We start from the raw sequence: 26,079 nt of genomic DNA on the forward strand, positions 1-26,079 counted from the left end.
ATGAGTTCTTCCCGCCCCGCTCCGCCCCCGCTCGACGCCACGCCGGCGCGTTCGCTCGGCGATTTCATCCGCGCCCACCGCGAACGCCTCACGCCCGACGCGATCGGGCTGCCGCCCGGGCCGCGCCGCCGCACGCCGGGCCTGCGCCGCGAGGAAGTCGCCCAGCTCTGCGGCGTGAGCCCGACCTGGTACACCTGGATCGAGCAGGGCCGGCAGGTGTCGGCTTCAGCTGATGCGCTGGCGCGGATCGCCGTCGCGCTGCGGCTCTCGCGCGCCGAGCGGGCCTATCTGTTCGAGCTGGCCGCGCAGCGCGACCCGGCCGAGCCGGAACTGGCCACCGCCGACCTGCCCGACACGCTGGTTGCGGCCGTCGGGCTGGTGGCCGCGCCCGCCTACGTGCTCGACCGCCAGTGGAACGCGCTCGCCTGGAACGCGCCGGCCGCGGCGCTCTTCACCGGCTGGCTCGATGCCGGCCACGACCGCAACCTGCTGCGCTTCACGTTCACCTCGTCCGCCGCGCGCACGCTGATCGTCGACTGGGACGCGCGCGCGCGCCGGCTCGTGGCCGAATTTCGCGCCGACTCGATCCGCCACCTGAACGACGCGCCGACCCGCGCGCTGATCGACGCGCTGATCGCCGACAGCGAGGCGTTCGCGCATTACTGGGCCTCGCAGGACGTGGTCGAGCGCGAGGGCGGCGAGCGCGCCTTCGACCATCCGCGCGACGGCCGCGTGATCTACCAGCAGACCACGCTGAAGCCGGCCCATCGCGAGGACCTGAAGTTCGTGGTGCTGGTGCCGAACGGCGCGGCCGGCACCAGCACCACGAGCGCGGAACCGCGCTGAGGCCCGGCGCGAACGCGCTCGCCCGCCTGCGTGTCTGCGGGCGTCGGCTCACGCTCATTTTGATCGCCGGCGCGCGCGCCCGGCGCCCGCAGCCGGGCGGCCCGCGCGCCGCCGAATGCTAGAATCCCCACCTGCCCCGCGGCGCTCGCCGCGTCACTCCCATTACTCATCGCCATGACATCCCAATTGCACAAAAAGGGCGAGGCCTGGTCGGCCCGCTTCTCGGAACCGATGTCGGATCTGGTCAAGCGCTACACCTCGTCGGTGTTCTTCGACAAGCGCCTTGCGCTCGTCGACATCGCCGGCTCGCTCGCACACGCGAAGATGCTCGCCGCGCAGAAGATCATCAGCGCCGACGACCTCGCCGCGATCGAGCGCGGCATGGCGCAGATCCAGGGCGAGATCGAGCGCGGCGAATTCGAATGGCAGCTCGACCTCGAGGACGTCCACCTCAACATCGAGGCGCGCCTGACCGCGCTGATCGGCGACGCCGGCAAGCGCCTGCACACCGGCCGCTCGCGCAACGACCAGGTCGCCACCGACATCCGGCTGTGGCTGCGCGGCGAGATCGACCGCATCGGCGAGCTGCTCGGCGACCTGCGCGGCGCCCTGCTCGACCTCGCCGAGCAGCACGCCGGCACGATCCTGCCCGGCTTCACGCACCTGCAGGTCGCGCAGCCCGTCACGTTCGGCCACCACCTGCTCGCCTACGTGGAGATGTTCACGCGCGACGCGGGGCGCCTGCGCGACTGCCGGGCGCGCGTGAACCGCCTGCCGCTCGGCGCGGCCGCGCTGGCCGGCACCAGCTACCCGATCGACCGCCACGCAGTGGCCGCCACGCTCGGCTTCGACGGGATCTGCGCAAACTCGCTCGACGCCGTGTCGGATCGCGACTTCGCGATCGAATTCACGGCCGCCGCCGCGCTCGTGATGACGCACGTCTCGCGCTTCTCGGAGGAGCTGGTGCTGTGGATGAGCCCGCGCGTGGGCTTCATCGACATCGCCGACCGCTTCTGCACCGGTTCGTCGATCATGCCGCAGAAGAAGAACCCGGACGTGCCCGAGCTCGCGCGCGGCAAGACCGGCCGTGTCAACGGCCACCTGATGGCGCTGCTGACGCTGATGAAGGGCCAACCGCTCGCCTACAACAAGGACAACCAGGAAGACAAGGAACCGCTGTTCGACACGGTCGACACCGTCGCCGACACGCTGCGGATCTTCGCCGAAATGGTGGCCGGCATCACGGTGAAGGCCGAGCCGATGCGCGCCGCGGCGCTGCAGGGCTTCTCGACCGCGACCGATCTGGCCGACTACCTCGTCAAGCGCGGCCTGCCGTTCCGCGACGCGCACGAAGCCGTCGCGCACGCCGTGAAGATCTGCGACGATCGCGGCATCGATCTGGCCGACCTCACGCTCGACGAAATGAAGCGCGACCTGCCGAACGTGGCGCACCTGATCGGCGACGACGTGTTCTCGTACCTGACGCTCGAAGGCTCGGTGGCGAGCCGCAACCACCCGGGCGGCACGGCACCGGACCAGGTGCGCGCGGCGATCGCCGCGGCGCGCCAGGCGCTCCGCTGACGCGATCGCCGAACCGCACGGAGCCGGCCGGCTCCGGCAACGAAAAACGGACGCCAGGGCGTCCGTTTTTCGTTTGCACCACCCTTCACCGGCGCTACTTGTTGTTCACCGTCTCCGAGAACCGCTTCAGCGTGGCCACGCGCGCGCCGATCAGGTCGACGCGCTGCTGCTCGCTGATCAGCGGCGTGGTCGCGTCGCGGAATCCCGCCCAGGCGCGCTGGGCACGCACCAGCATCGGCCGCGAGCGCGACGGCATGCGCTTTTGCAGCTTCACGTAATAGCGGTTCAGATCGAACAGCGCGTGTTCGCAGGCGGCATCGTCCGAGCAGGCCCGCACGCGATGCACGGCGTCGGCCGCGCCGTTCGGCCCGGCGTAGCGATCGGCGGCGTCGCGCAGCGACAGCGCGCGGTCGCGCACCGGCTGGATCCGCATGTCGGCGCTCGCCATCGCGTACATCGTGCCGCTGGTGGTCGCGTAGACGGCCTGCGCGAGCAGCGTCTCGTCCTTGCGCCACAGCTGCCAGCGCCGCTGGCTCTCCTGCCAGCCGCGCTTCGCGCTCGCCGGCGCGACCGTGTTCAGCTGCGCGAACGCGTCGTCCACGGCCGTCAGCCATTTCGCGCGCGCCTCGTCCATGCACTGGATCTGGCCCACCGTCGAAGACCGGTCGCGCCGCGCGAGGCACTGCCGCATGCCGACGTCGATCGGATCGGCCGCGGCCACCTCAGCCCGCGCCGGCGCGGCCGCGCCGAGCCAGCCGGCCAGCGCCAGCACCGCCGCGGCCAGCGCGCGCGCGCGGCGCGCGCCGGCGGTGCGCATCGTCCCGAACCGTGCCATCGTCAGCCGCGCACGCAGTCGACGTAGTACTCGACGCGCCCGTTCACTTCCTCGGCGACGAGGCCGTGGACATCGGTGTGGAAGCCCGGGAAGCGCTCGTTGAAGTCGCGCGCGAACCGCAGGTAGCTGACGATGGTGGCGTTGAAGCGCTCGCCCGGAATCAGCAGCGGAATGCCCGGCGGGTACGGCGTGAGCAGGATGCTGGTCACGCGGCCTTCCAGCTCGTCGAGCGGCACGCGGTCGATCTCGCGGTGCGCGAGCTTGGCGAACGCGTCGGACGCCTTCATCGCCGGCTCCATGTCCGACAGGTACATCTCGGTGGTCAGGCGCGCGATGTCGTTGGCGCGGTAGACGTCGTGGATCTGCGTGCAGAGATCGCGCAGGCCGACGCGCTCGTAGATCGGATACTGCGCGACGAACTCGGGCAGCACGCGCCAGAGCGGCTGGTTGTTGTCGTAGTCGTCCTTGAACTGCTGCAGCTCGGTGACCATCGAGTTCCAGCGGCCCTTGGTGATGCCGATCGTGAACATGATGAAGAACGAGTAGAGCCCGGTCTTCTCGACGATGATGCCGTGCTCGGCCAGGTACTTCGTGACGATCGCGGCCGGGATCCCGGTCTCGCCGAACTCGCCGTCCACGTCCAGGCCCGGCGTGATGATCGTGGCCTTGATCGGGTCGAGCATGTTGAAGCCTTCCGCGAGCGGGCCGAAGCCGTGCCAGCGGTCGTTCGGGCGCAGCATCCAGTCCTCGCGCGAGCCGATGCCCTCGTCGGGCAGCGTGTCCGGCCCCCAGACCGAGAAGAACCAGTCGTCGCCGTACTCGGCGTCGACCTTGCGCATCGCGCGGCGGAAGTCGATCGCCTCGGCGATCGATTCCTCGACCAGCGCGGTGCCGCCCGGCGGCTCCATCATCGCGGCGGCCACGTCGCACGAGGCGATGATCGCGTACTGCGGGCTCGTCGAGGTATGCATCAGGTAGGCCTCGTTGAAGCGGTGCTTGTCGAACGTGCGGTTCTCCGAGTCCTGCACCACGATCTGCGAGGCCTGCGAGATGCCGGCCAGCAGCTTGTGCGTGGAGTGCGTCGCGAACACCAGCGCGCCGGTGCGCGCCCGGCCCGCGCCGATCGCGTGCATGTCCTGGTAGAACGCGTGGAACTCGGCGTGCGGCAGCCAGGCTTCGTCGAAGTGCAGCGTGTCGAGCAGGTCGCCGAGCAGGTCCTTGATCTGTTCGACGTTGTAGATCACGCCGTCGTAGGTGCTCTGCGTGATCGTCAGGATCCGCGGCTTGGCGTTCGGGTTCTTCTTCAGCGCCTCGCGCGCGAACGGATTCGCCTCGATCTTCTTGCGGATGTTCTCGGGCTTGAACTCGTCGCGCGGGATCGGGCCGATGATGCCGAAGTGGTTGCGCGTCGGCGTCAGGAACACCGGAATCGCGTGCGTCATCGTGATCGCGTGCAGGATCGACTTGTGGCAGTTGCGGTCCACCAGCACGATGTCGCCCGGCGCCACGGTGGCGTGCCAGACGATCTTGTTCGAGGTCGAGGTGCCGTTGGTCACGAAGAACAGGTGGTCGGCGCTGAAGATCCGCGCGGCGTTGCGCTCCGAAGCCGCCACCGGGCCGGTGTGATCGAGCAGCTGGCCGAGTTCGTCGACGGCGTTGCAGACGTCGGCGCGCAGCATGTTCTCGCCGAAGAACTGGTGGAACATCTGGCCGAGCGGGTTCTTCAGGAACGCCACGCCGCCCGAGTGGCCCGGGCAGTGCCACGAGTACGACCCCTCGTCGGCGTACTTGACGAGTTCCTTGAAGAACGGCGGCGCGAGCGAATCGAGGTAGACCTTGGTTTCGCGGATGATGTGGCGCGCCACGAACTCCGGGGTGTCCTCGAACATGTGGATGAAGCCGTGCAACTCGCGCAGCACGTCGTTCGGGATGTGGCGCGAGGTGCGCGTCTCGCCGTACAGGAAGATCGGGATGTCGGCATTGCGGCGGCGCACTTCGGTCACGAACGCGCGCAGCTCGAGGATCGCCGTGGCGAGTTCGGGCAGCTCGCCGTCCGGGCCGGTTTCGCCCAGCATCAGTTCGTCGTCGTCGATCGACAGGATGAAGCACGACGCGCGGCTCGACTGCTGCGCGAACGAGGTCAGATCGCCGTAGCTCGTCAGGCCGAGAACTTCCACGCCCTCCTTCTCGATCGCTTCGGCAAGCGCCCGGATGCCGGAGCCCGAGATGTTCTCGGAGCGGAAATCTTCGTCGATGATGACGACGGGAAAACGAAACTTCATGGGCGAATCTCCAAAAAGAACGACCGCGGCGCCTCAAAGCGCGGCGGTCACCCGGTCACTGGTTGGCGTGTAACGGTAAACAACCAGATCAGGTTTTCGGCAGCGTGACACCGCGCTGGCCCTGGTACTTGCCGCCGCGATCGGCATACGACACCTCGCAGACTTCGTCGCTCTCGAAGAACAGCACCTGCGCGACGCCCTCGTTCGCGTAGATCTTGGCCGGCAGCGGCGTGGTGTTCGAGAATTCGAGCGTCACGTAGCCTTCCCACTCGGGCTCGAACGGCGTGACGTTGACGATGATCCCGCAGCGCGCGTAGGTGGATTTGCCGAGGCAGACCGTCAGCACCGTGCGCGGAATGCGGAAATACTCGACCGTGCGCGCGAGCGCGAACGAGTTCGGCGGGATGATGCAGACGTCGCCCTTGAAGTCGACGAACGAACCCTCGTCGAAGTTCTTCGGATCGACGATGGTCGAATTGATGTTGGTGAAGATCTTGAATTCGTCCGCGCACCGGATGTCGTAGCCGTAGCTCGACGTGCCGTAGCTGACGATCCTGCGGCCGTCCTCGGACGCACGGACCTGATCGGGCACGAACGGCTCGATCATGTTGTGTTGCTCGGCCATGCGCCGGATCCACTTGTCGGACTTGATGCTCATAAAAAGGCGCCAGATAACGCTACAGATCAGGATCGCGCCGCCGGTCGCGCCGGACGGCGGGGAAAGGCGCACATTTTACGCGATCGCGGCCGGCACGCGGCGCCGCCTCGTCAGCGCACCACGCCACAGGCCAGGCCCGGGCCGGCGACGTGCTGCGGGAAGGCGGGGTCGCCCGCATCGCGGTGGATCAGCACCGAGCGGCCGAGCACCGAGCGCACGCCGTCGAGGGCCACGTCGGGCGCGACGATGAAGCCGGCGGCCACGCCGTTCGAGTCGGCGTGGATGTTGCCGAGATCACCCGCCACGCGCGCCCCGGCGCGCAGCCGGTCGGCGCCCGGCGCGAACACGGGGCCGGCGCTCGCGCCGTCCACCGCGTTGCAGTCGCCGCGGTCGTGGACCTGCAGCGCATGATCGGTGTTCGGCGGCAGGCCGGCGACGTTGTAGGTGACCTGCACGCCGTCGGGGCGCTCGACGAACGTCAGCGTGCCGCGCGCCTGGCTGCCGAAGGTGGGCTGCAGCAGCGCGTCGGCGCGTTTCTCGTGGGTGGACGCGAACGACGTGCAGCCGTTCAGCGGGACCATGGCGGCCAGGACGATACACGCGGTGACGCAGGTCGTCCGGTCGATTCGTTGTTTCATGCGATCCTCACGCCAGCGCGCCTGCCGGACAGGCCGACCCGCGGGCAGGACAGGAAAGTGGACCAGGGGAAAGTCGCCATGATACCCCGGCTCGCCGCGCGCGAAACACCGTTTCGGCCCCCGTTTCAGGTATTTTGCACCACGATGGACGGGAACTTCGAGGTCATGTCCTTGGCGCGCTCGGCGATCGTGATCGCGACCTGCCGCGCGATCTCGCGATAGCGCGCGGCCACCGTCGAATCGGGCGCGGCGGCCACGGTCGGCGTGCCGCTGTCGGCCTGCTCGCGGATCGCGATGTCGAGCGGCAGGCTGCCGAGCACCGGCACGCCGTAGTCGGCCGCCATGCGCGCCGCGCCGCCGGCGCCGAAGATATGTTCCTCGTGGCCGCAGTTCGAGCAGACGTGCAGGCTCATGTTCTCGACGATGCCGATGATCGGGATGCCGACCTTCTCGAACATCTTGAGCCCCTTCTTCGCGTCGAGCAGCGCGATGTCCTGCGGCGTCGTCACGATCACGGCGCCCGTCACCGGCACGCGCTGCGCGAGCGTGAGCTGGATGTCGCCGGTGCCGGGCGGCATGTCCACGATCAGGTAGTCGAGGTCGCGCCAGATGGTCTGGCGCAGCAACTGCTCCAGCGCCGAGGTGGCCATCGGGCCGCGCCAAACCATCGGGTTGTCCTCGTCGATCAGGAAGCCGATCGAGTTGGCCTGCAGGCCGTGGCCGACCATCGGGTTCATCGACTGGTTGTCGGGCGAGTCGGGGCGGCCGTGGATGCCGAGCATGGTCGGCAGCGACGGGCCGTAGATGTCGGCGTCGAGGATGCCGACCGAGGCACCCTCGGCGGCCAGCGCGAGCGCGAGGTTGACGGCGGTCGTGCTCTTGCCGACGCCGCCCTTGCCCGAGGCCACCGCGACGATGTTCTTCACGTTCGGCAGCAGCTTCACGCCGCGCTGCACCGTATGCGCGACGATCTCCTGCTGCACCGCCACGCGCGCGGCGCGCACGCCCGGCACCGCTGCCAGCGCGGCGGCGATGCGCTGGCGCACCTCCTCGTGCTGGCTGCGCGCCGGATAGCCGAGCATGACCGACACCGAAACCGTGTCGCCGTCGATCGCGACCTCGCGCAAGCCCTTGTTCGCCGCATACGGGCGGCCCGTGTTGGGGTCGACGAGCGCCGCAAGCGCGGCGTCGACTGTGGCCCGGTCAATACTCATCGAAACTCCGTGAAGACATGGATTCGCCCGCGCATGGCGCGTGGCCGCATCGGTGCAACGAAACGTGAAGAATCGTCAGGGAAACGGCCCGGCAGGCGGGAAAAGTGAAAGAATTTATTGCAGTCATTGCGCGAAACCGCCCGTGGCGCAATGATCGCCTGCGGCGTCCCTCGGGGACATATCGCCCCCGCAACGCCTATATTGTAGAGGCTGGATGCGGCTTCGTCCGAACAGCCTTGGTCCCGGACGGGGCATGCGGCCCGCCTGCGCGGCCCCGCCCGCGGACCTTGCATCAGCGTAGTGACCGATTCGTTCACTTCAGAAAGGAACTCGACATGAATACCAAAATCGCGACGCGTCTCTCCGTCTTCGCCATCGCCGGCACCCTGCTCGCCGGCTGCGCCACGCAACAGGGCAACAACGCCGCCGTGGGCACCGGCGCAGGCGCCGCGCTCGGCGCGGGCATCGGTGCGCTGGCCGGCGGCGGCAAGGGCGCGGCGATCGGCGCCGGGATCGGCGCGCTGGCCGGCGGCGTGACCGGCTACAACTGGCAGGCGATCAAGAACCGCATCGCGCCGTCGGCGCAGCGCACCGGCACGCAGGTGACCGAGCAGCCGGACGGCTCGCTGAAGCTGAACGTGCCGAGCTCGGTGACGTTCGCGACCGACCAGTACGCGATCACGCCGGCGTTCGCCCCGCTGCTCAACGATCTGTCCGCGTCGCTGAACCAGAACCCGCAGATCACCGCCTCGGTGGTCGGCTATACCGACAGCACCGGCTCGGCCGCGCACAACCAGACGCTCTCGCAGAACCGCGCGCAGAGCGTGGTCACCGCGCTGGTGCAGCGCGGCGTAGCGGGCGGCCGTCTGTCGGCGCAGGGCATGGGCGCCTCGAACCCGGTGGCCGACAACGCCACCGACGCCGGCCGCGCCCAGAACCGCCGCGTCGAGATCTACCTGCGCGCGCCGCAGCAGCCGCAGCAGTAACGCGACGCGACCGGAGGGCGGGCTCGCGTCGATCGCGCGCAGGCCCGCCAGGCAAGCTTTCCCGGGTATCGGCACCAGATTCGAAAATTTTTTCGAACTTATTGAGCAGGCCTGGGTCTTTCCTTACGGTACGCGGTGGAATGAACGCCGCCGCGGCACCATTCTCCTCTTGTCGTTGTTGCTCCGGGGCACCAGTCGCCCCGGTTTTTTTTACCCGGATTCGTCCTGCTGCATCGCAGCAATCCGTCCGTCCCCGCCGCACGACGCCCCTCTCTCCCGCTTTTACCGCGAAAGGCCGCAACGGCGGCGCGCCTCGATGCCTCGCGAGCGCATATCGAAAGCACATTGAAAGATTGTTGCGAAGCGCGATGCCGTTTCGCCGCAATCACCGCGAAGCGACCCGAATCTGCCTGAAAAACCGCCGAAACGGCCCGCAAACGCCTCGCTTGCCGCGACGCCGGGAGCACTCGCGCACCGCCTGCTAGAATCTCGAATTCCGACGCACTCCCCCCGACCCGAGCCGCGACTTGCGCGGCCTTCCCTGACGACCCTATGTCCGCATCCGATCTCAATACCGTGCAGGCCGGCGCGCCCTCGAGCCGCCGCCAGATCTTCGTCACCTCCGCACTGCCCTACGCGAACGGGCAAATCCACATCGGCCACCTGGTCGAGTACATCCAGACCGACATCTGGGTGCGGACGCTGCGAATGCACGGCCACGAGGTCTACTACATTGGCGCCGACGACACGCACGGCACGCCGATCATGCTGCGCGCCGAACAGGAAGGCATCACGCCGAAGCAGCTGATCGAGCGCGTCTGGCGCGAGCACAAGCGCGACTTCGACAGCTACGCGATCTCGTTCGACAACTTCTACACGACGGACTCCGACGAGAACCGCGTGCTGAGCGAGAACATCTACCTGGCGCTGAAGGACGCCGGCCTGATCGCCGAGCGCGACATCGAACAGGCTTACGACCCCGTCAAGGAAATGTTCCTGCCGGACCGCTTCATCAAGGGCGAGTGCCCGAAGTGCCACGCGAAGGACCAGTACGGCGACAGCTGCGAGGTGTGCGGCTCGACCTACCAGCCCACCGAGCTGCTGAACCCGTACTCGGTGGTGTCGGGCGCCACGCCGATCCGCAAGACGTCGACGCACCACTTCTTCAAGCTGTCCGATCCGCGCTGCGAGAACTTCCTGCGCGGCTGGGTGGGTGGCCTCGCGCAGCCCGAGGCCACCAACAAGATGCGCGAATGGCTCGGCGAGGCCGGCGACGCGAAGCTGGCCGACTGGGACATCTCGCGCGACGCGCCGTATTTCGGCTTCGAGATCCCGGGCGCGCCCGGCAAGTACTTCTACGTCTGGCTCGACGCGCCGGTGGGCTACTACGCGAGCTTCAAGAACCACTGCGAGAAGCTCGGGCTCGACTTCGACGCCTGGACGCGTCCCGGCTCGACGGCCGAGCAGTACCACTTCATCGGCAAGGACATCCTCTACTTCCACACGCTGTTCTGGCCCGCGATGCTCGAATTCTCGGGCCACCGCACGCCGACCAACGTGTTCGCGCACGGCTTCCTGACCGTGGACGGCGCGAAGATGTCGAAGTCGCGCGGCACGTTCATCACGGCGCAGAGCTACATCGACACGGGCCTGAACCCGGAATGGCTGCGCTACTACTTCGCCGCGAAGCTGAACGCGACGATGGAAGACCTCGACCTGAACCTCGAAGACTTTCAGGCACGCGTGAACAGCGATCTGGTCGGCAAGTACGTGAACATCGCGAGCCGCGCGGCGGGCTTCCTGATCAAGCGCTTCGAGGGCCGCGTGCAGGACAGCGCGATGAACCATCCGCTGCTCGCCTCGCTGCGCGGCGCGATCCCGCAGATCGCCGCGCACTACGAGGCGCGCGAGTACGGCCGCGCGCTGCGCCAGACCATGGAGCTGGCCGATGCGGTGAACGGCTACGTCGATACCGCCAAGCCGTGGGAGCAGGCCAAGGACCCGGCCAACGCGGTGGCGCTGCACGAGACCTGCAGCGTGAGCCTGGAGGCGTTCCGCCTGCTGTCGCTGGCGCTCAAGCCGGTGCTGCCGCGCGTGGTCGAATCGGTCGAGGCGTTCCTCGGCATCGCGCCGCTGACCTGGGCGAGCGCCACGACGCCGCTGTCGTCGACGCAGCCCGTCAACGCGTACCAGCACCTGATGACGCGCGTCGACCCGAAGCAGATCGCCGCGCTGCTCGAGGCGAACCGCGGCTCGCTCGCGCCGGCCGACGCGGCGGCCACGGCCGCGAGCGCCGATCCGAAGGCGAAGGGCGCCAGGGACGCGAAGCCGGGCAAGGAGGCGAAGGACGCCGGCGACGGCACGATCTCGATCGACGACTTCACGAAGGTCGACCTGCGGATCGCCAGGATCGTCGCGTGCCAGGCCGTGGAAGGCTCGGACAAGCTGCTGCAGCTCACGCTCGACATCGGCGAGGAAACGACCCGCAACGTGTTCTCGGGGATCAAGTCGGCCTACCGGCCCGAGGATCTGGTCGGCAAGCTGACCGTGATGGTCGCCAACCTCGCGCCGCGCAAGATGAAGTTCGGCATGTCGGAGGGCATGGTGCTGGCCGCCTCGGCGAAGGACGAGAAGTCGGAACCGGGCCTCTACATCCTCGAACCGCACAGCGGCGCGAAGCCCGGCATGCGCGTGAGCTGATCGTAGCAAGCGGCGTCACCCGAAAAAAACCCGCTCGTCGAGCGGGTTTTTTCATGCGCGCCGTTTGTTACCTGCTCCGCGCCCACCACCATTTGTCGAAGCGCCGCGTGTAGTTCAGGTCGATCCCCTGGAACGTGCCGCCGTAGGCCGACACGGCCCAGAACCGCGACAGGTTGATGGTCATCTTGAACGCGTTGCTGGCCGATTGCAGGCCCTGCTCGTAGCCGAGCACGAAGCGCTCGTTGATCGCCTTCGAGAGCTGCACCACCTGCGGGTCGGTGAGCCCGACGTCGCTGCGGCCGATGGTGAACTCGTCGAGGCCGACCGTCTGCGCGATACGCTTGCCGCTCGCGCTGCCGAGCAGCGCGAGCGCCGTCGTCATGGTGTTCTGCTGGCCGAGGTTGTTGCCCTGGTCGGTGCCGTGGCCGAACAGCAGCCACGAGAGCTTCTCGTTGTCGGTCACGTTCGGCTCCGAGACCAGCTTCGCGGTCGGCGATTGCACCGTGCCCGTCACCTGCACGCCCGCCTCCACCTCCTGGTTGCGGCGCATCGCGAGGATATTGATGCCGGGGTTCGCGATCGGCCCGTTGAAGGTGAAGAAGCCGTTCTCGATCGCGAGCTTGCGGCCGAACGTCGAGTAGGTCGAGCCTTCCGTCACGCGGACGTTGCCGACCGCGCGCAGCGGCAGGCCCGGCGCGCTCATCACCGTGATCGTGCCGCGCAGGCCGAGATCGGCGCCGTGTCCCTGGAAGCGGAAATGGTCGCCGAGATCGATGTCGATGTTCGCGCGCGGCCCGAGCGACGGCGCCGGCTTCTCGGCGATCGCCTTCGGCACGCCGGAGGCGGTCTTGGTCTCGCCCGGCACGGTGCCGTCGGGACGCACGATCACGACGTCGTCGGAGAGCTGCGGCGCCGACGATTCGGGCAGGTCGAACAGCGCCCGGTCCACGGTGAACTTGCCGTTGATCGCGAGCTGGCCGCGCGGCCCGTCGTTCTGCACGCTCGCGTTGCCCGACAGCGAGAGCTTGCGGTCCGGCGAGGCGAACAGCTCGAGCTTGTCGGCCACGATGCTGGCCGTGAGGTCGGGCGCGTCGCCGTCGAGCCGCACGCGGCCGAGCGCTCGCAGCGTGCCTTCGGCGCCGTGGAACTCGACCTGCTGGAACTCGACGAGATTGTCGGTGAGGCGAATCCGCACGATGCCGTCCTTCAACTGCACGCCCTGGTCGACCATCGTCGCCGACAGCTTGTCGCCGCTCAGGGTGCCGGACAGGTCGGGCCTGGCCGGCGTGCCGGCCACGCTGAGCTTCAGCGCGGCGCGTCCGTCGAACAGGTAGCTCGGCCCGAGCAGGCCGCCGGTGGTGCGCAGCGCCGGGATGTCCACGTCGACGTTGCCCGACAGCGGGCCGTCGTCGGCCACGCCGAGCACGCCGTCGCGCAACGCGAACGGCACGCCGATGGTGGCGTCGGCGGTGCCGATCCGGCTCGCCTTCGCATGCAGCGTGGTGTTGAGCCGGTTGCCGGCGCCGAACTCGGCGCGCGCGCTGAGCTCGGTGATGCCGAGCGAGGCGATGCCGCGCCCGGCCTCGACCGTCACGTCGCCCCCGCGGCGGCGGATCTGCAGGTGGCCGCTGGCGGTGCCGGCCAGCGTCAGATCCCAGTCGCCGTCGAGCACGAGGTCGGTGCGCACCGGCGCGCGCGCGCCGGTCAGGAACTCGCGCACCTGCAGCGCGCGGGCGACCGACAGGCTGGTGAGCGTGCCGGCCGTGCGCAGCGTGCCATGGTCGAGCGCGAAGCCGCGCAGCGCGAGCACCGCGCCCTCGATGGTCAGCCGGGTCGCGCCGAGCACCACGTGCCCGGCGCCGGCCGACACCGAGAGCGGCGCCTCGAGCGAGACCGCCGGCGTGCCGCGATTGACGAGTTCCGAGACCGTGCCGTCCCAGCGGCTGCCGCCCGCGCCCTCGGTCAGGCCGCCCGCCGCGGCGAGATGCAGGTTGATCACGCGGCCGTCGGCGTTGCCGAGCGCCGACGCCTCGAGCGTGTGCTTCGCGCGCGTGCCGGCCAGCTTCGCGTCGAGCGTCCTGAGGCTGATCGAGCCGAGCGCGAGATCGTTCGCGTCGACCGACAGCGCGAGCGCGCCGTTCGCACCGTCGCGGATCTGCGCGTGGCCCTCGGCCGAGCCGATCCGGTTGCTGCCGACCACCACGCCGGTGGCCTTGTAATCGGCGTCGACGTTCGGATGCGCGATGCTGCCGGTCAGCTCGCCGTGGGCGGCCACGAGCCCCTGCAGGCCGAAGCCGAGCCGGTCGAGCCGCGGCGCGTCGACGGCGAAGCGCAGGCGGTCGCCGGCCGCGCCGAAGCTGCCGTTCAGCGAGACCTGGTTGCCGGCCACCGAGAGTTCGGCCGTGCTCGGCAGCAGCCGCATGCCGGCGAGCTGCAGCGTGCCCTGCCCCGTCATCGGCACGCCGTCGTAGACGCTCTCGCCGAGCTGGAACCGCAGCTTCGCGGTGAGCGTGGGCGCGAGCGCGCCGGTGGCCGTGAGCGTGCCGTTCACGCGCGCCTCGACGGGCCGCGCGGCCCCGGCCGCGCGTCGCACGGGTGCCGCGGCCGGGGCTTTCGGGGCCGTCGTTCCGCTTGCCGCCTCCGCTGCGCTTATCGCCTTCGCCGCCTTCGCCGCCTTCGCCGCCTTCGCCGCGTTCGCCGCCGGCTTGCCGCGCGCGGCGGCCGACGCGCCCGGGTTCAGCGTCGAGAACGCCAGCGGATTGAAATCGACCAGCGTCGCCTTGAGGTCGTAGCTCGCCGCCTTGTCGCGCCTGAGCACGCCGCTCAGGTCCACGCGCCCCTTGCCGGCCGACACGCGCGCGCGCCGGATGGTGGTGGCGTTCGCATCGGTCGTCACGTCGGCGCTGATGCCGAGCGCGAGCTTCGGATCGGTCAGGTCCACCGTCGCGTGCTGCGAGCCGGCGTCGAGCGCGACCACGATCGGGCCGCCGAGCCGCATCGGCCGCACCGCGTTCGAGAACAGCGTCGGATCGAGATTGGCGGCCTTCAGGTCGAAGCGGCCGTGATTCGAGGCGAGCGTGCCGCCGCCCGTTACGCTGCCGTCGCGCAGCGTGCGCAGCACGAAGCCGTCGAGGCGCTGCTCGCGCGCGTCGAGCCGGACGTGGGTGTGGATGTCGACGAGCGGCAGCTTGCCGTCGGCCAGCAGGCCCGGCACGGCGTTGACGACCGACACGGTGCCGGCCACCACGAACGCGGGCGACGCGGGATGCGCGGCGGCGGCCGGGGCCGAAGCCGCTTTGCCGGACGCAGCGGCAAGCGGTGATGCGCCGGATGCCGCTTGCGCGGTGGTCGTCGCGGCGGAACCGGATGACGCCGGGTTCACAGCCGCCAGACCGGAGGCTCCCGCCATCGAAGCCGCGGAAGCCGCCAAACCCGCCGAAGCGGCAGCGGCCCCGCCCTCCGCCGGCGCCAGTTCGGCGCGTACCGCCAGATCGGCGAGCGGCGCGCCCGGCGCGAGCGCGCGCGGATTCACGTGATCGAACGCGAGCGTGGCGCGCGTGAGCGGCACCGCGCCGAACGGCGCGGCCTCGATGTGCGCGCGCCCGGCCAGCTTCATGCCCGAGGCGTCGAGGTCGACCGCGAGCGCCTCGAGCGAGCCCGACAGCCTGGCGCGCGCATCGACCTGCTCGTTGGACACCTTGCCGGCATAGGTCGCCGCGCCATCGATCGCGAACGGCCGCGCGCCGTCGAGCCGCGCGTTCGCGCTCAGCGCGCCGAACGGCGTGTCGAGCCGGTCGAGCGATACCGTGTGATGACGCCCGTCGCTCGCGCCGTGGAACACCAGGTTCGACAGCTCGGTGGTTGCGCCGGCCTCGTGGATGCGCAGCGTGTCGAAGCGCAGGTCGCGCAGCATCAGTTGCAGCGGCAGGTTCAGGCTGCGCGGCAGCGTGGTGGGCGTCGTGCTCGGCGGCGCCGGCGCGACCGTGACGTCGATGGTGCCCGCGCGCAGCGTGTCGACGGTGAAGCGCAGCGGCGCGCGCGTGAGCGCCCAGCGCGACGTAACGTGGTCGATCCGGACCTCGGTGCTCTTGCCGCCGGGCGGCGCCCAGGCGACGTCCTTCAGGCGCACGCCGGCGGCCAGCGAGCCACCTTCCAGCGTGCCCGACAGCCGGCCGCCGAGCACCGCCACGGCGGTGTCCCAGGCGAGCTTGGTGCCGCGCTCGGTGAACACCGCGCCGGCCAGCGCCCCGACCAGCAACACCATGATCAGCAGCACCACGCCCGCCGTCCAGGCGAGCGCGCGGCCGAGCCGGTGCCGGCGCGGCGGCGGCGGCGGCGGCGGCGCGGCATCGTTCGGCGCGGGGCCGTCGCCCGGGAGGTCCGGGGGGCCGCCTGCCCAGGAGGGCTCGCGCGGCGGCGGGGAATCGTCCTTCGTCATGCTGGAATCCGGAAAACCATCGTCAGAATGCGATGCCGAGCGTCAGGTACGGCCGCACGCTGCGGTTGCGCAACCCGTAGGCCAGGTCGACGTTGACCGGCCCGACGGGGCTGCGCCAGCGTGCGCCCACGCCGACGCCGGGATAGAACACGCGCTCGCCCCACGCATCGGTGGCGGTGCCGATGTCGAAGAAAGTTGCCGCGCCCCAGTCGTGGTTGAACCAGTGCTGATACTCGGCGGTACCCGTCATCAGGTACTTGGTCGGCAGCACCGAGCCGTCCACGGTGTTGCCGATGCTCTGGTAGCCGTAGCCGCGCACCGAGTTCGAGCCGCCCGCGCGGAACAGCAGCGAGGCCGGCACGCCCGCCGAGCCGCCGCTCGTGAACACGCCGCCCACCTCCGCGCGGAAGAACACCAGGTCGCGCTTGCCGACCGGAAGGTACTGCTGGGCGCGCGCGTAGCCGCGCACGAAGGTCTGGTCGGTCAGCAGGCCCTTGATCGCGAAGCCGGCTTCGGCGTGGATCAGGTTGCCCGAGCGCGGGAACAGCGGATCGTCGACGTTGCGGCGCGTCCACGACCATTGCGGCACCAGCGCGCGGCTGGTGGTCGGGCCGGCGCCGTTCTGGTCGAGCCGGTCCTCGTAGAACATGATCGAGTAGCTGTAGTCGATGTTCTGGCTCGTCTTGGCGCGCTGCACGCCCACCCGCGCGCTGTAGATGCGCGTATCCGACACGTTGGTGTTGGTGTACGACGCGAGCACGCTGTTGGTCCAGGCGCGCGGGCCGGGCGGCATCGACAGCTGCACCTGCCCGTACTGCTGGATCTGGTCGATGCGGCCCGACACCTGCAGCGGCCACGCGGCGCCGAACGTGTCCAGATACGTGTACGAGCCCTGCACGTGCGGCCCGGTATCGGTCGCGTAGCCGACGCCGCCGCGCACGCTGTTGAACGGGTATTCGCTGACCTTGACGTGGACCGGCGTGTCGTCGGGCTTCGCGGTGTCGTCGCCGACGTCGATCGCCACGCTCGCGTAGTACGGCGTGTTCTGCACCTGCCGCTGCAGCTCGTTGATGCGCTGCACGTCGTAGATCTCGCCCACGCCGAGCGGGTTGACGTTGCGGATGATGCGCTCGGGATAGCGGCGCTGGCCGCTCACGTCGAGCGCGCCGATGGTAAACGTCGGCCCGCTGTCGAACGTGACCGACAGCTTCGCGGTGCGCGCGCGCGGATCGATGCGCGCCTGCGAGGCGACGATCTTCGCGCCGAGATAGCGGCGCGACTGCAGCTGCTTCAACGCGCCGTTCTTGGCGTCGTCCCAGCCCGACTGCGTGAAGGCGTCGCCTTCGTGCAGCGAGAACGCGAGCCGGGTGGCCGTCTCCTGCTTCGGGTCCTCGCTGCCGACCGGGCCGCGAAACGTCAGCTCGACGCCGGCCACGGCCGTCTGCGGGCCGGGATCGACCTTGACCGTCACGGCGCGCTTGCCGTCGTGGTTGCGCACGTCGGTCGACACCACCGGCGAGAAATAGCCGGCGGTGGCGGTCAGGTCGCGCACCTGCTGCGGCGTCGCGGTGATCAGAAACTCGAACTGGTCGTCGGAGATGTCGTCGCGCTTGGCGAAGCGCGACAGGTCGAGATGCTGCTTGAGCAGGCTGCGCACCGAGCGCGGCGCGTCGATGTCGACCTCGTATTTCGCCTGAGCCGGCAGTGCGAAGCCGGCCGCGAGGCAACCGAGCAGGATGCCCGCAAGGCGCGGCCGCGCCCGCTGCGACGCGGGCGAGGCAAGCCACTGGAACAGGCGCGACGGCAGCACCGCCGTGCGAGCGTGCGTTGCCGCGCTGCGGGCGCGACGCTCGTCTGCTGAAATGGCCAGCCCTGTCAAATACCGCCCCCTCGGAGAATGTTCGGAACGAAAAACGCCATTTGACCACACCGGCATCCGGCAGCCGCGGCGCAATTTTGAAAGATCATCAAATCCGGCGCCGCTCGCGACCTGCCGCGCTGCTTCGACGTCGCCGGCCGCCGACTGTTCCCCGCGATGCGGTAAAATCCTGCCATCCCCACCCCGGGCGGCCCGCCGGCACGCGGCGCGCCCGTTTCGCACGGAACCGACCATGTCGTATCAGTCCGAAGTCACGCAATTTCTGAACCAGCTCAAGCAACAGAAGCCGTCGCTCGAGGAAGAACAGCGCAAGGGCCGCGCGCTGCTGTGGGACAAGCAGCCGATCGACCTCGACGAGCGCTCGGCGCAGCAGCAATCGCGCGTGAAGCAGACCTCCTACGTCTATTACCAGAACTTCTGAGCCCGTGAGCGCCGCCGACGAGGCCGCCGCCAAGCCCGAGGACGCGCTTGCCGCGCCGGCCGGCGCCGATTCGACGCCCGACACGGTCGACGGCGTCGCGGCGTTCGCTCGTCTATACGGCGAGCCGCTCTTCAAGCTGCCGCAGGATCTCTACATCCCGCCCGACGCGCTCGAGGTGTTCCTCGAGACCTTCGAAGGGCCGCTCGACCTGCTGCTGTACCTGATCCGCAAGCAGAACTTCAACGTGCTCGACATCCCGATGGCCGAGGTGACCGTGCAGTATCTCGGTTACGTCGACCAGATCCGCGAGTCGAACCTCGAACTCGCGGCCGAGTATCTGCTGATGGCCGCGATGCTCATCGAGATCAAGTCGCGCATGCTGCTGCCGGTCAAGAAGGCCGACACCGGCGAGGAAGCCGAGGACCCTCGCGCCGAACTCGTGCGCCGCCTGCTCGAATACGAGCAGATGAAGCTCGCCGCGCAGCGGCTCGACCAGCTGCCGCAGCTCGGCCGCGACTTCCTGCGCGCGGACATCCATATCGAGCAGAGCAGCTCGCCGCGCTTTCCCGACGTGAACGCCGACGACCTGCGCGCGGCCTGGGCCGACGTGCTCAAGCGCGCGAAGCTGGTGCAGCATCACCGGATCTCGCGCGAGGAGCTGTCGGTGCGCGAGCACATGAGCCTGATCCTGCGCCAGTTGCAGAACGTGCGCTTCATGGAGTTCGCCGAGCTGTTCGACACCTCGCGCGGCGTCCCGGTGGTGGTGGTCAACTTCATCGCGATGCTCGAACTCGCACGCGAATCGCTGATCGAGATCACCCAGCCCGAGCCGTTCGCGCCGATCTACGTGCGGCTCGCCTATCTGCCGGCCTGAGGCCCGCATCGGGCGGCGGCGTGCTTGCCGCGCCGGTCGCTTCGACGGCCGGCCGCATCCGGCCCATGGCGCTTTCCTGCGCCGTTTGTCTTCCGATAAAAAGCGAACGATCGTGCGCTTATCGATGCGTTACCGCGGCAAATCCTCTACAATCGCCGACGCTCGCGCTTGCCCGCCTTCCGCGCCCGGCTCGCGGGCGAGCGACACTTCCGATCACGACGCCGCGCAACCGCGGCGGCAACGCGCGAGACGCGCGAGGAACCGCCTGACCGATCATGAAAGTCATCAGCACGATCCAGGAGCTGCGCGACCAGTTGCGCGGCCAGAACCGCACGGCCTTCGTGCCGACGATGGGCAACCTGCATGACGGCCATCTGTCGCTGATGCGGCTCGCGCGCCAGCACGGCGATCCGGTCGTCGCGAGCATCTTCGTGAACCGGCTGCAGTTCGGCCCGAACGAGGACTTCGACAAGTACCCGCGCACGCTCGAACAGGACATCGAAAAGCTGCAGAAGGAAAACGTCTACGTGCTGTTCGCGCCCACCGAGCGCGACCTCTATCCGGAGCCGCAGGAATACCGCGTGCAGCCGCCGCACGACCTCGGCGACATCCTTGAGGGCGAGTTCCGCCCGGGCTTCTTCACCGGCGTCTGCACCGTGGTCACCAAGCTGATGGCCTGCGTGTCTCCCAAAGTGGCCGTGTTCGGCAAGAAGGATTACCAGCAGCTGATGATCGTGCGCCGCATGTGCCACCAGCTCGCGCTGCCGGTCGAGATCGTCGCCGCCGAAACGGTGCGCGACGACGACGGCCTCGCGATGTCCTCGCGCAACCGCTTCCTGAGCGTGGCCGAACGCGCCGAGGCGCCGGAGCTCGCGCGCGCGCTGCAGCGCGCGCGCGAGAGCGTGCTGGGCGGCGAACGCAATCTCTCGACCGTCGAGGCGCGCGCGCGCGAGGCGCTGGCCGCGCGCGGCTGGCAGCCCGACTACGTCTCGGTGCGCCGCCGCGCCAACCTCGTCGCGCCGAGCGCCGAACAGCTCGAAGCCGGCGAGCCGCTGGTGGTGCTGGCGGCGGCCAGGCTCGGCACCACGCGCCTCATCGACAATCTCGAGATCTGACGGCCGCCGGCCGCGCTTTCGCCAACCCGCCCCAGGAAACACCATGCAGCGCCACATGCTGAAATCGAAGATCCACCGCGCCACGGTCACGCACTGCGAGCTTCATTACGAAGGCTCCTGCGCGATCGACGAGGATCTGCTCGAAGCGTCGAACATCGTCGAGAACGAACGGATCGACATCTGGAACATCAACAACGGCGAGCGCTTTTCGACCTATGCGATCAAGGGAGAGCGCGGCAGCGGGATGATCTCGCTGAACGGCTCGGCCGCGCGCCGCGCGCAGCTCGGCGACCTGGTGATCATCGCCGCGTTCGCGGTGGTCGACGAGGCGGACCTGAAAGCGGGCTGGAAGCCGGATCTGGTGTTCGTCGACGAGCACAACAAGATGAAGGGCAGCCGCGATCACGTGCCGACCCAGAGCTGGACCTGAGTCGACACCCGGCCGGATTTGACGGACGACGGCGTGGTCGGGCCGTGAGGCCGGGCCGCGAAGGCGGCCCGTTGGATCGGGCCGTGACGTTGGCCCTTGAGATCCACCCATGAAAGCAGCCGCCTGAAGGCGGCCCTGGATCACGGCCGAAGCGGTGCCCGCGCGGCAAGGCGCGCCGGGCCGGCCTCAGCCCTGCCCGGTTTCGCCCTTGCCCTCGCCTTTCGCGGGCTTCGCCTGCGCCCACTCGACGATCGGCTGCCACTGCTCGAGATCCTTCTCGACGCGGCTTTTCGCGACGTCCCAGAGCGTCAGGCCGTGCGCGGCCACCTGCACGTAGTTCTGCGTGTCGCGCAGGTAGCCGAGCACCGGCAGCTTCAGCCCCTCGACGAAACGCTGCAGCTGCTCGGCCGAACGCGTGCGCGCGTCCACCCGCATCCCGACGATGCCGATCTGCACCGTGCCCTTGCGCACCGCCCTCTCGCCCGCCAGGCGTTCGAGGAAGTGCTGGGTCGCGAGGATGTCGAACATCGAGGGCTGGAGCGGCACGATCACCTTGTCGGCCAGATCGAGCGCGACGTCGAGCCGGTTGCCGTGCAGGCCGGCCGGCGTGTCGATCACGGCGTATTCGAGGCCGCGCGGCGGCCTGGCGGGATTGCCCGGATCGAGCGCCCAGGCCTCGATCGGCGGCAGCGCGTCGGGCCGCAGGCCCAGCCAGCCGTGCGAGGATTGCTGCCGGTCGAGATCGGCGAGCGCCACCCAGGCGCCCTGCGCCGCGAAATAGCCCGCCAGATTGGTGGACAGCGTGCTCTTGCCGACGCCGCCCTTCGGATTTGCCACCACGATCACCGTCATGTACGCCCCCGGAAAGCCGTGCGGCGCCGGTCGGCCGGCGCCACGAGATTACGGATACAGGGAGCGATGATATCGGCAAAACGCATCGCACCGGAACGGGGCGCGCCGGGTGATGCGAGGATGACCGAGCAACGGAGCAGGCGGCGAACCTTGCGGATCAATGGTGGACGGGGCTTCGGGGCGGTCGCGGGGCCGGTTACCGGTTCATTATTGGTCCGTTGCTGGCCGGTCGCTGGCCGGTCGTGGATCGATCGCCGGCCCGTCGTCGGCCCGTCGTCGGCCGGTTGCCGGTCGGTCGCCAGTCGCTTGCGGATCCCGCTCGAATCGTCGTCGGCCGGTTGCCTGTCAGCCGTCGAATCGGGCGCCGATGTTCCCCATGCGACCCGGCAAGCACCCGAAATCGCGGCGCGCCGCCCGCCGCGCGCCCGATTCGAAAGCAGCCGGAAACCCGACCAACCGCGTCACGCCGCGGCGCGCGCCGCGGCCCGCGGCTCCGCGGTCCGGCCGCCAAGCGCGTAGGCACCGGCGCCGATCAGCGCCTGCACCGCCAGCGCGACCGCCCAGAACGCCGGATATTCCCAGCCGCCATGCGGCGACGCGAAGCTGAAGCCGTTCGGATAATGCGCATGCGCGGCGCCGAGCATGAACGGCAGCAGCACCAGCGCGGCGATCCGGACCTGGAAGCCCGACAGCAGCGCGAGCCCGCCGGCCAGTTCGACGGCGGTGGTCAGATAGGCGAGCCAGCCCGGCAGGCCCATCGATTCGAAGAACTGCGCGGTGCCGGGCAGCGTGAAGACGAATACCTTCTGGGCGACGTGGACGAGATACAGCAGGCCGAGCACCACGCGCAGCAGCGTGGCGCCCAGTTCGGCGGAACGGTTCGGGTTCATCGTGGACTCCGGTTCGGAAGGGAATGGAGCGAACTGTATTCGAAGCCGGTTGCCGCGATAAATCGCCGATCCGGCTTACATTACTTCCCAGCGAGAATGAATCGAACCGCCGTCCTCGTCAGGCGAATGCGCCGAAGGTTCGTTCGAGGTCGAGATGGGCGCCGAGCGTGTCGGCGAGCCGCTCGATCGACGCCTCGCGCAGCGCGGCCCAGTCCACCGCTTCGGCCGCGTCGAGCCCCGCCCATTCGAGCAGCGCCGCGCAGGCGTCGGGCCGCTCGAACACGCCGTGTACGTAGGTCGCGAGGATCTGCCCGTCGGCCGAACGCGCGCCGTCGGGGCGCGTGCCGTGCGGCCCGTCGAGCAGCAGCGCGGGCGCCTCGAGCGCCGGGCCGCGCGTCTGCCCCATGTGGATCTCGTAGCCGGCCACGGCCGCGCCCGCTCCCCAGCCGAGCCGCCCGCTCACGTTGACGAGCGTCTTGTCCGGCATCAGCGTCGTGTCGAAATCGAGCAGCCCGAAGCCGGCCATGCACGCGGCCGGCCCCTCCAGGCCATGCGGATCGTCGAGCGTGCGGCCCAGCATCTGCATCCCGCCGCAGATCCCGAGCACCTTGCCGCCATAGCGCAGGTGGCGCTTGAGCGCCGTTTCCCAGCCATGCGCGCGCAGCCATTCGAGATCGCGCTGCACGTTCTTCGAGCCCGGCAGGATCACCAGATCGGCGGCCGGGATCGGGCCGCTCTTCCAGTACGAGAAATCGACGCGCGGATGCGCGCGCAGCGCGTCGTAGTCGGTGTGGTTGCTGATGCGCGGCACGGCCGGCACGACCACCCGCAGCACGCTCGCCTCGCGGTCGGTGGCGCGCGTGTGGGCGAGGCTCGGCAGCATGTCCTCGGCGTCGAGCGCGAGGCCGTGCAGGTACGGCACCACGCCGAGCACGGGCTTGCCGGTGCGCGCCTCGAGCCAGTCGAGGCCGGGCTCGAGCAGCGCGGGATCACCGCGAAATCGGTTGATCACGAAGCCGCGCACGCGCGCGCGCTCGCTGTCGGACAGGCAGGCGAGCGTGCCAAGCAGATGCGCGAACACGCCGCCACGATCGATGTCGGCCACCAACACCACCGGGCAATCGACGTGCTCGGCGAATCCCATGTTGGCGATGTCGCCCTCGCGCAGGTTGATCTCGGCCGGGCTGCCCGCGCCCTCGACGATCACCGCGTCGTAGCCGGCACGCAGCCGCGCGTAGGACGCCAGCACCGCCTCGAACGCGACCGGCTTGAAGGCATGATAGGCACGCGCGTCGAGGTTGGCATGCGCGTGGCCGTGGATGATCACCTGCGAGCCGCGGTCGCTGGTCGGCTTGAGCAGCACCGGGTTCAGGTCGGTATGGGCGTCGATGCCGGCCGCGATCGCCTGCAGCGCCTGGGCGCGGCCGATCTCGCCGCCGTCCGCCGTGACCGCGCTGTTGAGCGCCATGTTCTGCGGCTTGAACGGCGCGACGCGGGAGCCCGCGCGGCGCGCGAGCCGGCACAGGCCGGCCACCAGCGTGCTCTTGCCGGCGTCGGAGGTGGTGCCCTGGATCATCAGCGTGCCGCGTGGCATGGGCAAACCGGCGGGCGGGCGATCGGGAGCGGTCATCGGGCGGAAACTGGCGGAAAGCGAAGGCCGCATTATCCCCCGCGCCGTTACAATCACGCGATGACTTCGCACGACCTCACCTTCGTCCTCGGCGGCGCGCGCTCGGGCAAGAGCGCGTTCGCCGAACGGCTCGCGGCCGACAGCGGCCGCGCCGTCACCTATGTCGCGACCGCCGCGCGGGTCGGCGACGCGGAATTCGACGCGCGCATCGCCCACCATCGCGCGCGCCGGCCCGCGTCGTGGGCGCTCGTCGAGGCGCCCGAGGCGCTCGCCGAGGCGCTCGCCGCGCTCGACGATCCGCGCGCCTGCGTGCTGGTCGACTGCCTGACGCTGTGGCTCGCGAACCTGCTCTGCCCGCCCGACGGCACGAGCGTCTGCGACGCGGCGCTCGAAGCGCGCGTCGGCGCGCTCGAAGCAGCGCTCGCCGCTTCGCGCGCGCGCGTGATCGTGGTCAGCAACGAAATCGGGCTCGGCGTGGTGCCGCTCGGCGCCGCAACGCGCCGCTACGTCGACGAACTCGGCCGGCTCAACCAGCGCATCGCCGCGCTGGCCACGCGCGTGACGCTGGTCGTGGCCGGCCTGCCGGTCGCCGTCAAGGGCGCGGGCGAGACGGCTGCGGCCATGCCCGAGCAGGCGGGCCCGCGATGCTGATGCTGTCGCTGCCCGCCGTCGCGATCCTCGCCGTCGCCGCGTTCCTCGTCGACTGGCGGCTCGGAGAGCCGCGCCGCGCCCATCCGCTGGTCGGGTTCGGCAAGCTCGCCGCGCGGATCGAGGCACGCCTGAACACCGGCGCGCGCGGCCGGCTGGTGGGCGTGACCGCCTGGTGCCTGGCCGTCGTGCCGCCCGTTGCGCTGGCGGCGTTCTGCATCGCCGTGCTGCCCTGGCCGTTCGCGATCGCGCTGCACGTCGCGCTGCTCTGGTTCGCGCTCGGCGCGCGCAGCCTGGCCGAACACATCGCGCCGATCGGCGCGGCGCTCACGCGCGGCGACCTCGCCGACGCACGCGTGCTGACCGCGCGGATCGTCTCGCGCGACACGCGCGACGCCGATGCGTCGGCGCTGTCGCGCGCGGCCGTCGAATCGGCGCTCGAGAACGGCAACGACGCGATCTTCGGCGCGCTGTTCTGGTTCGCCGTGGCGGGCGGCCCCGGCGCGCTGATGTTCCGGCTCGCCAACACGCTCGACGCGATGTGGGGCTACCGCACGCCGCGCCTGCTGCGCTTCGGCTGGGCCGCCGCGCGCATCGATGACGCGCTGAACTGGGCGCCGGCACGGCTCACCGCCGCCAGCTACGCGTTGCTCGGCGACACCGCCAGCGCGTGGCGCTGCTGGCGCACCCAGGCGCGCCACTGGGACAGTCCGAACGCCGGGCCGGTGATGGCCGCCGGCGCGGGCAGCCTCAACGTCGTGCTCGGCGGCCCGGCCGTCTATCACGGCGAAGTCGAGCCGCGGCCGACGCTCGGCGCCGGCCGCCCCGCCGCGCCCGAACACGTGCGCGCCGCGCTGTCGCTGGTCGCGCGCACCTCGATTCTGTGGCTCGCGCTGCTGCTCGCGTGCGGGGCGCTCGCGGTGGCGACGCATCATGGTTGACGCGGGTCGCATGGGGATCCCACGGCGAAAGATGCGGCGCGTGCCGAGTGGCGCGGCAACGTCGCCACAAGCGTGCGATCCGGCATCTGTCGGCGCCGACACGCCATGCCTGCCGGCCGGCGCGCGTTCGATGCGTCGGCGCCGGGCTGTCGCCGATGCCGGGTCCTCGGTACGAAGCCGAAGCCCTCACGCCACGCCGCCCCACGTCCCTTCCACCGTTT

General features: G+C 69.9%; 20 protein-coding genes. 10 read left to right on the forward strand and 10 right to left on the reverse strand.

Features of this window, described 5'->3' with window-relative positions:
• Window positions 1-846: a helix-turn-helix transcriptional regulator gene (locus tag bpln_RS14375; protein ID WP_042625741.1), complete on the forward strand. Its 846-nt coding sequence runs from the start codon at window positions 1-3 to the stop codon at window positions 844-846.
• Between the two features lie 174 nt (window positions 847-1,020).
• Window positions 1,021-2,427, forward strand: coding sequence for an argininosuccinate lyase (gene argH / locus bpln_RS14380; protein ID WP_042625742.1), 1,407 nt, complete (start codon window positions 1,021-1,023; stop codon window positions 2,425-2,427).
• A gap of 94 nt (window positions 2,428-2,521) precedes the next feature.
• On the opposite strand, the gene bpln_RS14385 is transcribed toward argH, so the two are convergent.
• The 5 genes from bpln_RS14385 to apbC form a co-directional block, all read right to left on the reverse strand.
• Window positions 2,522-3,244: a lysozyme inhibitor LprI family protein gene (locus bpln_RS14385; protein WP_055139542.1), complete on the reverse strand. Its 723-nt coding sequence runs from the start codon at window positions 3,242-3,244 to the stop codon at window positions 2,522-2,524.
• A 20-nt stretch (window positions 3,245-3,264) separates the two neighbouring features.
• Entirely contained in the window at window positions 3,265-5,544 is a 2,280-nt protein-coding gene (locus bpln_RS14390) for an arginine/lysine/ornithine decarboxylase (protein WP_042625743.1), read from the reverse strand.
• Between the two features lie 88 nt (window positions 5,545-5,632).
• A complete protein-coding gene (dcd, locus tag bpln_RS14395) occupies window positions 5,633-6,202 on the reverse strand; it encodes a dCTP deaminase (protein WP_042625744.1) in 570 nt (189 codons plus the stop codon).
• A gap of 110 nt (window positions 6,203-6,312) precedes the next feature.
• On the reverse strand, window positions 6,313-6,840 hold the full coding sequence (locus bpln_RS14400; protein WP_042625745.1) for a superoxide dismutase family protein: 528 nt from the start codon (window positions 6,838-6,840) through the stop codon (window positions 6,313-6,315).
• A 125-nt stretch (window positions 6,841-6,965) separates the two neighbouring features.
• The gene (gene apbC / locus bpln_RS14405; RefSeq protein ID WP_055139128.1) at window positions 6,966-8,054 is read right to left on the reverse strand and encodes an iron-sulfur cluster carrier protein ApbC; all 1,089 of its coding nucleotides are present in this window, start codon (window positions 8,052-8,054) and stop codon (window positions 6,966-6,968) included.
• Between the two features lie 335 nt (window positions 8,055-8,389).
• Between apbC and bpln_RS14410 the strand changes: the two genes are divergently transcribed.
• Window positions 8,390-9,040 (forward strand): YiaD family glycine zipper/OmpA-like lipoprotein, encoded by a 651-nt coding sequence (locus tag bpln_RS14410; RefSeq protein WP_042625747.1) that lies wholly within the window; start codon window positions 8,390-8,392, stop codon window positions 9,038-9,040.
• A 552-nt stretch (window positions 9,041-9,592) separates the two neighbouring features.
• Entirely contained in the window at window positions 9,593-11,740 is a 2,148-nt protein-coding gene (gene metG / locus bpln_RS14415; RefSeq protein WP_055139129.1) for a methionine--tRNA ligase, read from the forward strand.
• A 67-nt stretch (window positions 11,741-11,807) separates the two neighbouring features.
• Here the strand turns inward: metG and bpln_RS14420 are convergent, their stop codons facing one another.
• Window positions 11,808-16,178 (reverse strand): translocation/assembly module TamB domain-containing protein, encoded by a 4,371-nt coding sequence (locus bpln_RS14420; RefSeq protein ID WP_055139130.1) that lies wholly within the window; start codon window positions 16,176-16,178, stop codon window positions 11,808-11,810.
• A gap of 22 nt (window positions 16,179-16,200) precedes the next feature.
• Window positions 16,201-18,057, reverse strand: a complete 1,857-nt coding sequence (locus bpln_RS14425; protein WP_080937231.1) for an autotransporter assembly complex protein TamA — start codon at window positions 18,055-18,057, stop codon at window positions 16,201-16,203.
• Window positions 18,058-18,289: 232 nt separating this feature from the next.
• Here bpln_RS14425 and bpln_RS14430 point away from each other — a divergent pair, with 232 nt between their 5' ends.
• The 4 genes from bpln_RS14430 (at window position 18,290) to panD (ending at window position 20,897) form a co-directional block, all read left to right on the forward strand.
• Window positions 18,290-18,478 (forward strand): DUF3460 family protein, encoded by a 189-nt coding sequence (locus bpln_RS14430; protein WP_042625750.1) that lies wholly within the window; start codon window positions 18,290-18,292, stop codon window positions 18,476-18,478.
• A gap of 4 nt (window positions 18,479-18,482) precedes the next feature.
• Window positions 18,483-19,352 (forward strand): segregation and condensation protein A, encoded by an 870-nt coding sequence (locus bpln_RS14435; RefSeq protein WP_055139131.1) that lies wholly within the window; start codon window positions 18,483-18,485, stop codon window positions 19,350-19,352.
• A gap of 275 nt (window positions 19,353-19,627) precedes the next feature.
• Window positions 19,628-20,467 (forward strand): pantoate--beta-alanine ligase, encoded by an 840-nt coding sequence (gene panC / locus bpln_RS14440; RefSeq protein WP_055139132.1) that lies wholly within the window; start codon window positions 19,628-19,630, stop codon window positions 20,465-20,467.
• Window positions 20,468-20,510: 43 nt separating this feature from the next.
• A complete protein-coding gene (gene panD / locus bpln_RS14445) occupies window positions 20,511-20,897 on the forward strand; it encodes an aspartate 1-decarboxylase (protein ID WP_042625753.1) in 387 nt (128 codons plus the stop codon).
• 186 nt (window positions 20,898-21,083) lie between these two features.
• Here panD and bpln_RS14450 read toward each other — a convergent pair whose 3' ends face one another.
• The 3 genes from bpln_RS14450 to bpln_RS14460 form a co-directional block, all read right to left on the reverse strand.
• Entirely contained in the window at window positions 21,084-21,749 is a 666-nt protein-coding gene (locus tag bpln_RS14450; protein ID WP_055139133.1) for a ParA family protein, read from the reverse strand.
• A gap of 461 nt (window positions 21,750-22,210) precedes the next feature.
• Window positions 22,211-22,639 (reverse strand): DoxX family protein, encoded by a 429-nt coding sequence (locus bpln_RS14455; RefSeq protein ID WP_042625755.1) that lies wholly within the window; start codon window positions 22,637-22,639, stop codon window positions 22,211-22,213.
• 118 nt (window positions 22,640-22,757) lie between these two features.
• Window positions 22,758-24,269 (reverse strand): cobyric acid synthase, encoded by a 1,512-nt coding sequence (locus bpln_RS14460; RefSeq protein ID WP_055139134.1) that lies wholly within the window; start codon window positions 24,267-24,269, stop codon window positions 22,758-22,760.
• A gap of 60 nt (window positions 24,270-24,329) precedes the next feature.
• Here bpln_RS14460 and cobU point away from each other — a divergent pair, with 60 nt between their 5' ends.
• Window positions 24,330-24,920 carry a bifunctional adenosylcobinamide kinase/adenosylcobinamide-phosphate guanylyltransferase gene (cobU, locus tag bpln_RS14465; protein WP_055139135.1) on the forward strand — a complete coding sequence of 197 codons (591 nt, stop codon included), beginning with the start codon at window positions 24,330-24,332 and terminating at the stop codon, window positions 24,918-24,920.
• Window positions 24,914-25,858 carry an adenosylcobinamide-phosphate synthase CbiB gene (gene cbiB / locus bpln_RS14470; RefSeq protein ID WP_042625758.1) on the forward strand — a complete coding sequence of 315 codons (945 nt, stop codon included), beginning with the start codon at window positions 24,914-24,916 and terminating at the stop codon, window positions 25,856-25,858. Before cobU ends, cbiB begins: the two co-directional genes overlap by 7 nt.
• Window positions 25,859-26,079: the final 221 nt, after the last annotated feature.

The sequence above is a fragment of the Burkholderia plantarii genome, assembly GCF_001411805.1.
GTDB classification, from domain to species: domain Bacteria; phylum Pseudomonadota; class Gammaproteobacteria; order Burkholderiales; family Burkholderiaceae; genus Burkholderia; species Burkholderia plantarii.